The 13,608-nt window shown below is 43.2% G+C and carries 6 protein-coding genes, 1 tRNA gene and 2 pseudogenes; all 9 read right to left on the reverse strand.

What is annotated here, in order from left to right; translation table 11 throughout:
- Positions 1-214: 214 nt before the first annotated feature.
- Positions 215-688 carry a hypothetical protein gene (locus tag RE317_RS01845; protein ID WP_005848081.1) on the reverse strand — a complete coding sequence of 158 codons (474 nt, stop codon included), beginning with the start codon at positions 686-688 and terminating at the stop codon, positions 215-217.
- 6 nt (positions 689-694) lie between these two features.
- Positions 695-1,853 (reverse strand): annotated as a pseudogene (locus RE317_RS01850) (6-bladed beta-propeller).
- 485 nt (positions 1,854-2,338) lie between these two features.
- Positions 2,339-3,127 carry an IS21-like element helper ATPase IstB gene (gene istB, locus RE317_RS01860; protein ID WP_005848084.1) on the reverse strand — a complete coding sequence of 263 codons (789 nt, stop codon included), beginning with the start codon at positions 3,125-3,127 and terminating at the stop codon, positions 2,339-2,341.
- Positions 3,128-3,138: 11 nt separating this feature from the next.
- Positions 3,139-4,704, reverse strand: a pseudogene (gene istA, locus RE317_RS01865) (IS21 family transposase).
- Positions 4,705-5,043: 339 nt separating this feature from the next.
- Positions 5,044-5,116, reverse strand: a tRNA-Lys gene (locus RE317_RS01870).
- Between the two features lie 171 nt (positions 5,117-5,287).
- Positions 5,288-6,367, reverse strand: a complete 1,080-nt coding sequence (locus RE317_RS01875; RefSeq protein ID WP_005848086.1) for a linear amide C-N hydrolase — start codon at positions 6,365-6,367, stop codon at positions 5,288-5,290.
- 213 nt (positions 6,368-6,580) lie between these two features.
- Positions 6,581-8,812 carry a DUF5703 domain-containing protein gene (locus RE317_RS01880; RefSeq protein WP_005848088.1) on the reverse strand — a complete coding sequence of 744 codons (2,232 nt, stop codon included), beginning with the start codon at positions 8,810-8,812 and terminating at the stop codon, positions 6,581-6,583.
- A 12-nt stretch (positions 8,813-8,824) separates the two neighbouring features.
- Positions 8,825-10,249 (reverse strand): sialate O-acetylesterase, encoded by a 1,425-nt coding sequence (locus RE317_RS01885; protein WP_085930337.1) that lies wholly within the window; start codon positions 10,247-10,249, stop codon positions 8,825-8,827.
- Between the two features lie 17 nt (positions 10,250-10,266).
- The gene (locus tag RE317_RS01890; protein ID WP_117889351.1) at positions 10,267-13,497 is read right to left on the reverse strand and encodes a glycosyl hydrolase; all 3,231 of its coding nucleotides are present in this window, start codon (positions 13,495-13,497) and stop codon (positions 10,267-10,269) included.
- Positions 13,498-13,608 lie beyond the last annotated feature (111 nt).

Genomic DNA, 13,608 nt, shown 5'->3' on the forward strand with positions numbered 1-13,608 from the left:
CTGGCTGATTAGACTGTTTTATGAGCTTACAACTGCTGTTTTTAGATGCTGGGAACACATAAATCAAAGAAATCTTCGAATTATCGCAGCTTGAAGAAAATAAACCGATTTGTATAGTGATGAACAAAAAAGAGGTGCATCGTGCATTACGACACACCTTCAATTTTATAGATTTACTGAATGTCCCTTTTTAGATAAATGATCAAATATGACACTAATCTATTTTTAGATTTTCAATCGGATTCCCAATAGCTAAAATAATATTAGTTGAATCTAATAAGAAGACAACATCTTTTCCTAATATCGGGTTTAGATTGTGAGTTTTATAGAAATTCATTGAAGAATCTACTACTGAAACATTATCAAATCCATATATTTTAAAAAGAAATTTAGCGTCTTCTATATTTTTTGTTTCAGTAAGAAAATATAATCCTACTTTATCACCAAACATCTTCTTCATCTTTTTGTAATATACTTTCCATTCTCCCAACTTTAGTTGATATGATGTACATGGGGGATTATCAATATAGCGAAGTATTGTGAATTGTGTTGGATCTTGTTTATGTATATCCATTTCTATCTTTTGCCCTATAGTATCATATATTGCATCATTGAATTTTTTCTTTTTACATCCCGTAAGCATTAGTATAAAAGCTACGCAGATAAAAGCAGGTATAACTTTGTTCATATTGATTTAATGAATATTATATATTACCAACAATCTGTTTCCCTCGTCTAGAGCCTTGACTAAGCTGTCTGGCATCATATCAAAATCATAACATTTTTCTGCAAGCTCCCGGTCCAAATAACTAATAACTTGATTATTTCTACTTAAAGCACAAGGCACTATTACATCATATATTGACATGTGGTCTGCAAATTTTTCTGCTCTGTGCAGCTTTTTGCCAGGATTTAATGTTACTACATATGCTCCTTTATTTGAGTAATCAGTAACTTCCATAACACATATTCCGTTAGGTAGTTCAAAAGGATTATTAAGCAGATGCATCCCATTTGTAAGCTTTCCTTGTTGTTCTGCACCAACGAAATTTAACTTTGCAGATTCATCAATTGTACCATTTGCGAAACTTAGCAGCCGTTTTCCAACTAAATTTCCATCATAATCCAAACGATATATTGTATCAGCAGGAGAATTATAATAAGATATACCATTATTGTTTCTCAGAAAAACATCGTTAGTTACCCAACCACCAACATATTTATCAGGATAACACAACATATACTTTAACGGCTTTAAAGTAGAATCTGTTATACAGAGTTGATAATTGTTTGTATCTTCCGATGGTTCTAGGTTGAATAAAATCTTATTATTGTTTAAAAGAATAAATCCCCTGCTTTCAAATGGAATTTTTTTGCTGTCAATATAATCGCCTATATGATTATATCTTAGTAGCTTCCGTTGAGATACATCTAATATATATATATTCAACACTGACATCAACATCCCACGGATAAATATATTCATCTGGAGCATTCCCATGTTTGCCATAAGAAGCTAAAGGCTTGCCATTGTGATCAAATGAAACAACAGTCCGACTTCCATATGTATCGATAATGAAATATTTTCCAAATGCATCAATCACTTGATTGATGTCTGCAAACATAGTGTTATCATCTTCTTGTAATATTACAAAATCAGTTGTAGCTGTGTTATTGCTGATTTGCTTAAAATTACCATAGTCACTTGAAATCAATAGAGTATCTACAACAGGCACATCAAAAGTACAAAAACTATTTTGATGCACCTGTTTTGTATTATTAGTACATGCTATCGCTAAAATTAAATTTGCGATTATAAGAAAGTATACAATGCTTTTGTCGCGTAAAAACATAAAATTGAAACTTTAATAACACTTTGTTTCAGTACATGCAGGATAGCCTAGTTTACATAAACAAATTTTTTTGTGTAGCCCACCTGCACATTTTACTTGGTCAGCAGGACCATAGTTTGAACTCTCTTCACCAGTGGCTAATGCTTCCGCATTAGATAAAGCTAAATCTGAAACTGTTACTTCCTGTTATGAGGAATATACATTATAACTAACTAATGTAATAAAAGCTAAAACTAACATAGGTTTAAATACTTTTTTCATAGAAATATAAATTTAAAAATTACAAAGCAAAGGTAGCAATAATCGGTGAGATATGGAAAAGTAGAGCAAAGTTATTGAAAAATAGGCTTTTTGAGAAAATAGCTTCTGCTGGAAAAGCCACTCAACTTTGACCCTTTTGGCCACGCAAGATTTGCCCACCTTTTTGTACTATATGATTGACCCTTTAAAGTCCTGGTGTTGGGGGGCAATATTATTTTACCCTTTTAAAAATTCTCGTTTTTCTTAGATTTTAATTTTCGCATACTTTCACCATATAATTCTATAGTATGGGCCGTATGTATGATGCGGTCAAGGATTGCATCGGCTATTGTTGGATCACCTACCATGTCATACCAGTTGGAGGATGGATACTGCGATGTGATGATGACAGATTTCCGTTCATGCCTATCCTCAATAATTTCAAGCAGTATGGGACGCTCTTTGGCGTCAAGTGGTACAATAAACAAGTCGTCAAGAATGAGTAGCTGGCAACGCTCAATCTTCTTGAGTTCCGCTTCAAGTGTACCTTTTACTTTGGCGACTTTCAGCGCACCGAGCAGTTTCGGAGCATTGGCATAGAAGGTACGGAATCCCCTTTTGCATGCTTCGTGTCCAAGGGCACAGGCCAAATAGCTTTTTCCCGTTCCGGAAGAACCAGTAATGAAAAGGTTCTGTGCCTTATGCACAAAATCAAGGGTGGCGAGACGTTCCATCTGATTGCGGTCCAGTCCCCGGTTCGTGGCATAGTCAATCTGCTCAATATAAGCCTTGTAGCGGAATGCCGCATTTTTGGTGAGCCGTGCAATGGCAGCCTGGGAGCGATAGTCCCATTCGCGTGCAAGGAGCATGGAAAGGAACGTGTCCGCAGTCATGGATTGCGGAGTGGTGCCGGCAAGACTTTCCCTGAAAGCCTCTGCCATACCATGCAATTTCATACGGTTCATTAAATCCAGTGATATGGTATTCTGGTCTTGTTGTCCCGTAACGGGAACTGTTTTATTGTTTACTTCCATAAATAATAGTTTTATTGTTTGTCTTTTTTGTAATATTCACGTCCACGTATATTTTTGTGGGTCAATGGAATCTGGGAAGTCACGTTGGACTGTACTTTTCCGTCCTCATCAGGAAGGAAATCCACATCTTCTCCCAGTTCAAGCACCTCGCGCAAGGCTTGGTATCCGTATTGCAATTTCTGATCCGCACATGCGCAAGCCGCAACTAGACGGTCACGGCCGTATTTCTTCTCCAGTGTCATGATGCCACGGCATGACCTGAACGCTTTGGGTGGATATTGCATGACACGCTCCACTTCCCGAAGATAGTTCAATACGATGTTGTCTATTTCCGAGGCACGTTGAAAGAGTTCCTCCAAGTCCTTGTCATAGGGACCATAATGACCAGGCAGGTTGTGCTCCTTTTTCCAGGAATAAGTGTAAGGAATGTCACAGCGGTCGTGGGTGGCGACAAGGTTCATTCCACAATAGATTTACACCGTGTCGGCATCATAGAGAATCGTCATGCGCCTGCCTACATACTCTTTTGGAACACTGTAATGGTGCTTGAACAAGGAAACGTAAGAGTTCTTTCCCACGGTCATCAGTTTCCTTTCTTTCATTACGTAGCGTTTCACGGGAAGCGGACGAAGATAATCCTTCTCTCCATGAAGGAATATTTCCTTGCGTGACATCTCCCGTCCGGCCATCACCTTTTCATTGAAATCAAGCAAGGAAATATGGATAGCGGTATTGAGTTCCTCCAAACTGGAAAATGTCATTCCCTCTATATCAAGGTAAATGGAACGGTAGAGGAGCTTTACGGCATTTTCTACCAAAGCCTTGTCCTTGGGGTGACGCACACGAGCAGGATAGACCACACAGCCGTAATATTCGGCAAAAGCGGCGAAATCATCATTGATGACAGGTTCGTTGCGGTCGCTTCGTGTGACGGCAGCCTTCAGATTGTCGGGGACGATAGCCGCAGGAACACCTTCAAAATATTGAATGGCATTCTCGCATGCCTTTATCAGGTCTTCCTTGCGTTGCGACCATACGGCTTCGCAGTAGGTATAATGGCTGAACGGAAGGATGGCAACAAATACCTCGGATTTCTTCGTCTCGCCCGTCATTTCATCAACAACTTCAAGTCTGTCACCGGCAAAGTCAATATACATCTGCTCTGCAGCATAGTGCTCTACATGACCGACAACCTTAATGTGAAACCTGTATTCGCTGACAATCCGTTTGAAGGAAGACAACTGATAGCCGTCCGGATATTCGGTATGGTACTCCTTGAACAGTTTTCGGACACTCATACCTTTGCGTGACAGACGAGATACATATCCGGGAAGCAAGACCTCCAATTCAATCCTTTTGGATGAAGGCTCCCGATGCCGGGTATCCGTGCAGCCGAACAGTTCATCCAACTGTCCATTGGGCAGGGAAAGAAGCTGTTCAATACTCTTGCCGCTTGAAAGGAATAAGCGGACATATTTGCGGACTGTATTACGGGAAATATGAAACGTAGATGCCGTTTCCTTGATTCCTATGCCAGCCGCATAACATCTTAAAATGTTTTTGATTCGTTTATTCATTTGTATAGATTTTATTTTCTCCCCCGTTACACCAGGACAAGGGTACTCAAATCTACACAAAAAAACTATAATTATAGGTGAAGCAAGTGGGCAACACTATTTTAGCCAAAAGGGTCAATCATATTTTAGCCAAAAGGGATAATTCTGCGTGGCCAAAAGGGTCAAAGTTGAGTGGTTTTTCCACAATATTCGACAAATGAGCGACTTACCTATAAATTCGTTACGGTTTTTATCGTAACGGAAAACCGTAACGAATTAGTAACGATTAATCTTCACAGGGTGGCTTTTTGAGGTCTTTTTTCTGTCTTAGTTTGTCGGAGTATTTTCATTTCTCCTAAGTGATCCGCCTGGGGCTCGAACCCAGGACCCCAACATTAAAAGTGTTGTGCTCTACCTGCTGAGCTAGCGAATCAATCCTTTATTATTGCTATTCTTCCGAATTGCGAGTGCAAAGGTACAGTTTATTTTTGTATCTGCAAACATTTCTAGAACTTTTTTCTAAAAAAAATGCATTTTATCCATTATTCATTCATTGCAATTAAAACTTCCATGTACTTCCGCCAACAGTTTCCAAGCCCTTGCACTATTTCACAATAATCTCTTCTACAGGCTGTTTCAACTCCTTATCCAATGGATACGACTGATACTTCACTTTATCAAAATCAATCTTCTTCATACTAATACAACGAATATTGTTATTGTATGCTGTTTTATAATACACTTTCCTGTTTGTCAAATCAATAGCCGAAGTCCATTGTGTGGCACTAGGAATATCAGGTGCTTTCCCTAATGCATATTCTATACCGATAGGAATATCAAAATTATTCAGGATATGAAAGCTTTGTAATATAGCGTCATACGCTGTAGGACACACCGGAGCTGTTGCCTTATAAAACGCTACACGAACAAAACGGGATGGAGGAGTTACATCCCCCGGAATGCCATGAAATCCGGCACCTGCGCCAAAAGGGAAAATAGTCACCCCACCCCATTGCTGTGGAGTGACAGCTCCCGGATATAGATTTACATAATTATTCAAGTTAGTCACCTGCCATGGAAAATCGGGAGAATTGGTGAGTACTCCTACTTTATTTTCATAAAAATAAGGAACACCACCTACAAATTCCAACACCATTTGATTTCCTTTAGCATCGCCAATGCGCCAATGTACCGTAGAACTTTTACCAGGTTTATCAAGAGACACCACCTTCACCCCTTCTATAGCTTCTCTCACTTCGTCTATAGTAGCAAATTGGGAAAGCATCCAGTTCACCACCTGCAAATCCGACAAAGTAATTGCATTTTGAGCCTCATCATATTCTTCATACTTCCCATAATGGGGAAAATAAAACAATCCAGCCGAAAGCCCTACTTCATTCAGTCCTTCAGCCACAAACTCTTTCTGAATGATAGCCAGTCCTACCAGACCATATTTAGCCCGAAATCTCAAGCCATTTACACCCGTTGGAGTATAAGATACCAAATCCTGTCCTCTGGGAACAATAACATATTCACTCGGAAGATAACTGTCCCCCCACTCTATAGTACGTGCCTGCACATATCCGCCATCTTCAGCGAGGAATGAAATACCGGTACATGCCGATCCGCTTGCAATGCCTGTCAGCAATAAGGCCAAAGCTATCAAAATCTTTTTCATAACCATTTTAAATCTATTTATGATAGTAAGAACAAAGCATCGGACATTTTAGTTCTTGTTTACTCAACAAAGATAACCAAAGCCATCAAACAATGTTCCGGCACTGATTGCCATACAAATAGATAAGAATAGAAAAACAAAAGGAGTGACAAGTTCCCAATCGAGTATGTACAAAGAAGTAGGAGGTGAATTTACAAAACACACCTCCTTACCCTTAAATTATTTATTCAGCAAACAATTTACTACATCTTTCTCCCGTTCTTTAGGTAATACGGTCAAGCCAACCACCGTCCCCCCTTTTAGAACAGCCTCTACAGTAGTCTGTCCTGTAGCATGCAATTTGAAATGCACATCCCAATCTTTGGGCCAAGCAGGAAACAATAAAATCTTTCCATCGGCTTCCTGCAACAGCATTTCCTGCATACCTATCATGCCGCTGCCTCCCCAGTTATGATCAGGCGTCCAGTCATAGCCCGGTCCCCAAAAAGCAGGGAAACGATGAGGTCCGTTTGCCATTTTCTGTAAGGTAAGTTGTGCAGCCTCCTCAGTCATACCCAGACAGGCAGCCCAGATATTATCTTGTTTCCATCCGGTATGTGAACGGAATTTCTGTGCATCGGGATCATATAGATAGGTATTACGGGCTATTTCCAGACCTTCCTTCCCCACTCCATACATACGCCAGGGAAATACAGCATAAAGCTGGGGAGTTTCTATATTGTTCACCCGTTCCCAAGCCTGTGCCGGAGCAATCATTTCCTTCCCATCCACTATGCGCAAAGGGATCTCAGGAATACGTGCCAGCATGTCCGGTTTACGTCCGTAGGTTTGTAAAACAGAGCGCAGCGCGGCAATGGTTGAGGATGGATTATAAGCCATCTTATAAGTTTCACAAGCCGATCCCGGATAAATCACCAGTTTGCCGTTACCATCTAAATCCTTACGTCCACGCTGTAATGCCAGTTGACGATAATGCTCATCAAAGAAATTAAGTGAGCTTTCTATCAAAGGGATATAACGGCTGATATCAGCCTCATTATAACGTGCCGTTTCCAGTATCATCTGACAAAATTCAAGAACCGTATCCCATTCGTATTCCAGCCATGCATTATATTCCAACCCCCTGTCATAGCTTTCAGGACGTTTAAAGCCATACTCGGCAGGATTGGGCAGACCGAAGTTCTCCATTTGTTCGGTGAAACAGGCACCGGCATGTCCCCAATAGGTACGGGTACGTGCTTCGGCTGTCGGCAACAAACGCAGATAAAAGTCAAATTGTGATTTCATCAAGTCAAAGTCACCGCTTTTCAGCATGGGCCAATAAACCAGACGCTGATTCTGTGCAGTCATGGTTCCTCCTCCCCATTTCCGGAAATCAGGGGTAAATTCCATTTTCTGATCTACATACATAGGATCAAAAGTAAACAGTCCCCCGTTAAACTTGGTAGGCCACTGACTATAGGCGTTACATCCCAACATATAGCGGAACAGTGTATAGTTACGGATAGCATCTCCCGCTTCACCTTCCCCCTCAATAAAGCTACGTTTCCAAAAATCATTCCACCAACGGCGGGTAGCCTGTTTGTCTTTGGATACATTTATTTCCTTCTCAGTGCGGGCCAAGGATGCTTCCCATGCAGGAACCGTACTTTGTTCCGTATTCAGAACAATCCGTGCAGACTGCTTATAAGTAGGTTTCTTGCTTTTGTACATCCATGCCAGATACTCAGTACCTGCATAATGTCCACGGCGTGTACCGTTATAAACCAGATTATCACCTGATAAACGCCCCCCAAAAATCAAATTCTTCAAAGGATTATACAGTTGTTCCTTCACTTCATTCATTCCCTGCTGGTCCACTACCACATCAAAAATAGTACGTTCAGGATTGCGATGAAAAAAAGTAAAATTATCTTCTTCCACACAGACAGAGTCACGCCTAGTCATCAATCCATCAGGAATGGCCCATTTGTAAGAGCATTGCTGCCCTTCCCCTTTACGCACCGGACGATCTTCATAACGCCAGCTTTCAAAATTCACACGCATGGAAGTCAGTTCCTTCGTTTTCACCTCAACATGTACCACAGGATGAAACACATCCACCCAAATAATTAGAGTGGCATTATCACTACTTACGCTGACATAGCCATCATTAAGATGCAGAGTCTGCCGAAAAGAAGCCGTTCCGGCAAAAGGGTTCGGAGTGAGCCTCACACGAAACCGACCCTGCTTCAGCAGACAGTTATTCTCGTCAAAAGAACCACTACGACTAAGGTAGAACAGAACATCGTCATTCTCTACCCATACATTCATGCCAATATCACCACCCCCGCAGGGCATAGACTCCGAAGCATTCCGGCTTTGAGTATTCCAAACCAAATTGGCAGGCTGTCCCCACAGAAACTGCCCGCCAATAAACACTAATAATAAAAACGTAAAGATATTCTTCATTTTTTTCTGTTTTTACCAGTCATCGGAACGGAAAGACGATACAGGTAAATCTTCACCAAACAAATCTCCCTCCACATAATTCTCGAAGCCATAACGAACTGCCACCGGATGAGGTACTCTCTCGCTCTTTACAAGCATTTTACTTCTCTGTATCCACGCTTTAGCAGGATAAAAAACCCGATCTTTACCTGCAACCTGAAAGTTATATGATTCAAAACGGTCTTTACAATTTATCCACATCGGTGCCCGATCAAAACTGACTATTACCGTATCATTCTTTACTTCCATTCCTGTATAGTAAGGACTTTCGGCCGTAACACCTTTCATTCCGTAAGTTTTTACCAATGCCAAACGCGCCAGACGTTCTCCTGCCACCTTCTTTTTACCCGGATGAATCCCCGTTTTCATTCCTGCGTCCAACAATACAGTCATACCACTATTGCCCACCCGGTGTTCTACCATAGCTTGTTGTTCGCGAAGATAAGCAGAATTTATCACATTCTTGCCAGGCTCAGTAATAATTCCATAATCATAAGGTGCAATTTGACAATAATAGAAGGGAAATTCCCCTTGCTGCCATTCTTCGCGCCACCCGCGTATCAGTGCACTGAACATATCGGCATAAGTAGAAGCCCGGTTATAGTTATCTTCCCCCTGATACCAGATAACTCCACGCATGGCTAATCCGATGAGCGGATGAAGCATACCGTTATAGAGTACAGTCGGAGTACGGTTCTTTGACTTGATATCGGCTTCCGATTGGGGAATCTTTGCTTCGGGAAATGCCTTCAACCAATCCGGATGCATCCAGGCTTCACAGGCAGAACCTCCCCAAGAAGCCACAATCAAACCCACAGGGATATTCAACTGCTGTTGTATCATCCGACCGAAGTAATAAGCAGTAGCACTAAACTCACGCACAGTTGCCGGAACAGCTTCCTGCCAGGTTCCCACCACATCTGTTTTCGGAGTAAAAGAGGAAGAGCGCTTTACGGTGAACAGGCGGAGTTGCGGATTACGGCTGTTCATCACATCTGTATTGCTATTCTCCACCGGCTGGTTTTTAAAACCTTTCATGGGCATTTCCATATTACTCTGACCGGAGCATAACCATAATTCCCCCATCAGGATATCACGTATTTCGGTCAGCTTTCCATCATCAAAAGTGATCGTGTAAGGGCCTCCGGCAGAGGGGGTGGATAAAGCAAGTTTCCACGCGCCTTTTGCATCGGCAGTCGTTTTATAGGTTTGTTTATCCCAACTTGTTGTAATTTTCACCGGTGCATTGGGAGTAGCAGTTCCCCATAAATTGGCACGAGTCTGCTGTTGCATCACCATGCCGTCTGAAAAGAAAGCGGGCAATTTCACTTCCGCATTTGCCGACAGGCAAGTCAACCATGCCCAAGCAATGCCCAGTAGTAGTTTCTTATTTTTCATGTTATGTGTGATTAGCATTATTCTTTAGTTTTAAAAAACTCGCAAGGTCCCATCCATCCGGCAGGTAACAAACCATCTCCAGGCAGACGGAATTTTGCATTCGTCCATATCCCCTCAAAAGGCGCTTTATCCTGATCTGCTCCACGGAGCGCATTCGCCCAGGTATTCACCACCTCCACTTCCAAGACATTGGTTCCGTTACGAAGCGCATCGGTAATGTCCACTTCGTATGGAGCTGTCCAAGCCGTACCGCATGCAATGCTGTTGACACGTACAGTCGCTACATTGGCTACTTTACCCAACCGAAGAATAATTCTTCCGTCCTGTTCATTCTTCCATCTGAATAGCCCTCTGTAAGTGGCATGTCCGGAATAATATTTTATTTTTTCATCCTCTTCCTTACTCCAGTCAAATAATACCGGACGAGTGACAGTTTTGCGCACGGAAGGGAATGTTACTGTCCATTCCTTGATCGATATGGATACAGGTTCCCTTTCGATCCGTTCCGGAGAAACTTCTGAAGATTCTTTGGGGAATACGACAAATACAGAGCCATTGGCTGGCAAAGACAAAGCGACTTCGGTACGGCCGTCCGCTTCTTTCCATTGTGCCGGACGGGTAATGGTTCCTGTTACCGCATTCCACAATTCAGGCGTGCGCCCTGCAATGCGGAAAGAAGCGTTGAATGTACGCAAACTGTCCACCTGATTAGCCACAAAATAAATCTCATACTCTTCCCCGCTCCGATGAGTATATGCCACATCAGCAGGAAGAAGTACATCCCGTTCCACACCGAAAGAAGAAAAATCATCTTCCCGATAAGGCAATTGCGGAATAATGACACCTGCCGCGCGGAGTTCCTCTACTTTTGCCTGTGCCTCAGGAGACAACGGCAGGTTATCAGGATTCATAGGACGGGCTGTAGGAAGCACCAATACTTTATAAGAAGCTCCTCCCGGAAGTACCATTCTTCCATTCTCCGCTTTTGCCAAACGTAACAGAGCGTCTTTGTTAAAAGAATCGTAGGCATAACCACGCATCGGGTTCACCCAGTCTTCGGGATCGGCCATGTTTGCCGAATGGGTAACACCGACAGGACGCACACGGGTGGGTTGACCTTCATTAGCCAGCCGAATCCGTTCGCTTTCCACCCGTTCGGCTCCATAGATACCGGGAAGCATCGAAACTAACCGTTCGGGCAAAATGGAACGTCGCGGCATCTCTTCACCGGTAAAGACGGCGATATCAACCACCGGATGACCGTATTGCAACAAAGTCTGGCAACGGGTGATGTAATCTACAAAAGATTTCCCTTCCTCCCACCAGGTCTGGTCGCGCTGGAAGAAGAGTCCGATGCCGTCCAAGGTCATACCGGGACGGCGGTTCATCCAAGGATTATGGGTATAGACATGAAAGAAGAGTTTATTGATACCCAGTGCATAGTTACGGTCCAGCAAAGGTTTCAGCATGGCAGGGTCTTCATCCCATACGCCACGAATTTCAGTAAAGCCTTCGGCCTGGATAATATTCTTTCCATAAATATGCGCGCCACTGATGGCATCCAGCATATCATTGGGTTTATCGTGCGTAGGACTGTTCAGCCAAAATTCCCCCATAGGCAGATCCACTTTCTGATAATGCATCAATCCGTCACTGACCATAGTAGGAGCTACGCACTCGGCAGAGAACCGGCAATCGTATTGACGGGCACAGTCTGCCAATACAGTGTAGAACACATCAGTCACCAGTTCTCCGATGGTGGTACGGACATCCCGCAATATCTGCTCACTGCGGGCGGCACTTTCCATCGGAATACCTGCCAGCAAAGGAAGATAAGGCATCAAATCATATCCACGGCGTTTCTTAAATTCCGCCGCAAAGTTATCACTCCAGTTCTGACTGCCACACTCCCAACTGTCTACGTGCATATATTTCAATACACGGCGTGCCACGGCTTCATCCGTCTTTTTGAACATTTCCGCAAACCAGTTCGAGAACTGTTTCTGAACAGCCTTGGTGCTGAACTTGTCGCATTCCAATCCTTTACCTCCTCCGGCAGTAGCATTCACATGTCCGGTTGCCGTATGTCCCATGCGGAGAATACGCCATTTACCTTCGGGTAAACGGGCGGTCAGCCTGCCCTGATACAAAGGGAGATTGATCAATTCATCCGGTTGCACACAAGCCGCATCGGGTATTTCCGTCGAAGTAGTAGCAGTAGCCACACGCCACACCAGTCCTGCTTTTCCCTCCCACTGATGAATACGCGGAGCCGTATGAAGGACTATATCATTGATTTTCAAATTCGGTTTCCATTTAGCTGCATCCAGATCCTCACTACCCGGTTCGCTTCCCACGGGAGTCCACTCAAAACGGAAGTAACGGGCGGTAACAGGGGGGATGGCATGAGTGGACTGGAAATCCGTATTCTGCCATCCCTGCCGGGCAGGGACCAGTTGCTTCACTGTTTTGAACGTCCGTCCGTCCTCACTGGCCAATACTTTCAGGCGATGTGCCTGGTAGTTATTTCCTCCCAAAATAATTTCCACGTTGCTGCAAGTCACAGGTTCTGCATATTCATACTGAATCCAACAAGGATAAGAGGAACGGAAGACTCCTTTCTCATCCCTGTTCACAGCCTTGGATTCATCTTTGATAACGGCCTGTTTCAAATTGCCGAAAGTTACCTTCGGCTTCAATGAAGTATCCTCAGGCTGACGCTCCAATGGAATGGCGTAGGTAACGATATCTTCATAATAGCCATCCAGTGCTTCGGGCATGGGCAAAGTGAGATTCCGGATATTTCCACCGTTCACAATGGTGTCACTCCATACCACTTTTTGCATGGATTCTTCGGGAGTCATCCAAGGACCTCCCGCCAAGGCAAAGCCGTCACAGATGTGCATGCCCAGTTGCATTCCCAGCCTGTCGGCCTCTTTCATACTATGAGTGACCATACGCCACCATTCGGGGGTAAGCTGCTGGGCTTTCCCTTCGTATTGAGGTCCCTGCTCCACTCCCTTGATGGGCATCAGATAGGCTCCACCCAAACCTACACGGTGCATGGCTTCCAGATCGGCGGTAATGCCTTCGGGAGTTACAGCGCCAAACATCCAATACCAGAAAGTCCAGGGACGAGCTTCCTGTACGGATGAATTTACAAACTGTTGCCGTAAAGCGGATTGTGCTATCATCGGTTGGAATCCGGTTGCCAGCAATATGGATACAAACAGATGTTTTATCTTCATAAGCTATTTATTCTATATTTAATGATAAACGAATAAAGTTGTAATTTGTACTCAATTTTTCAAATATAGAGAGTTCAAGCCAAATAAAAAAAGAAAAGGGAAGAATAAACA

Origin of the sequence: Phocaeicola sp. GP0067 (assembly GCF_031119655.1) — a bacterium.
Lineage (GTDB): Bacteria > Bacteroidota > Bacteroidia > Bacteroidales > Bacteroidaceae > Phocaeicola > Phocaeicola vulgatus.

Excerpts from the sequence above, each read along its gene's own strand:
- RE317_RS01845 (WP_005848081.1), bottom strand. The coding sequence starts at position 688 with ATGAACAAAGTTATACCTGCTTTTATCTGCGTAGCTTTTATACTAATG.
- istB (WP_005848084.1), bottom strand. The coding sequence starts at position 3,127 with ATGGAAGTAAACAATAAAACAGTTCCCGTTACGGGACAACAAGACCAG.
- RE317_RS01875 (WP_005848086.1), bottom strand. The coding sequence starts at position 6,367 with ATGGTTATGAAAAAGATTTTGATAGCTTTGGCCTTATTGCTGACAGGC.
- RE317_RS01880 (WP_005848088.1), bottom strand. The coding sequence starts at position 8,812 with ATGAAGAATATCTTTACGTTTTTATTATTAGTGTTTATTGGCGGGCAG.
- RE317_RS01885 (WP_085930337.1), bottom strand. The coding sequence starts at position 10,249 with ATGAAAAATAAGAAACTACTACTGGGCATTGCTTGGGCATGGTTGACT.
- RE317_RS01890 (WP_117889351.1), bottom strand. The coding sequence starts at position 13,497 with ATGAAGATAAAACATCTGTTTGTATCCATATTGCTGGCAACCGGATTC.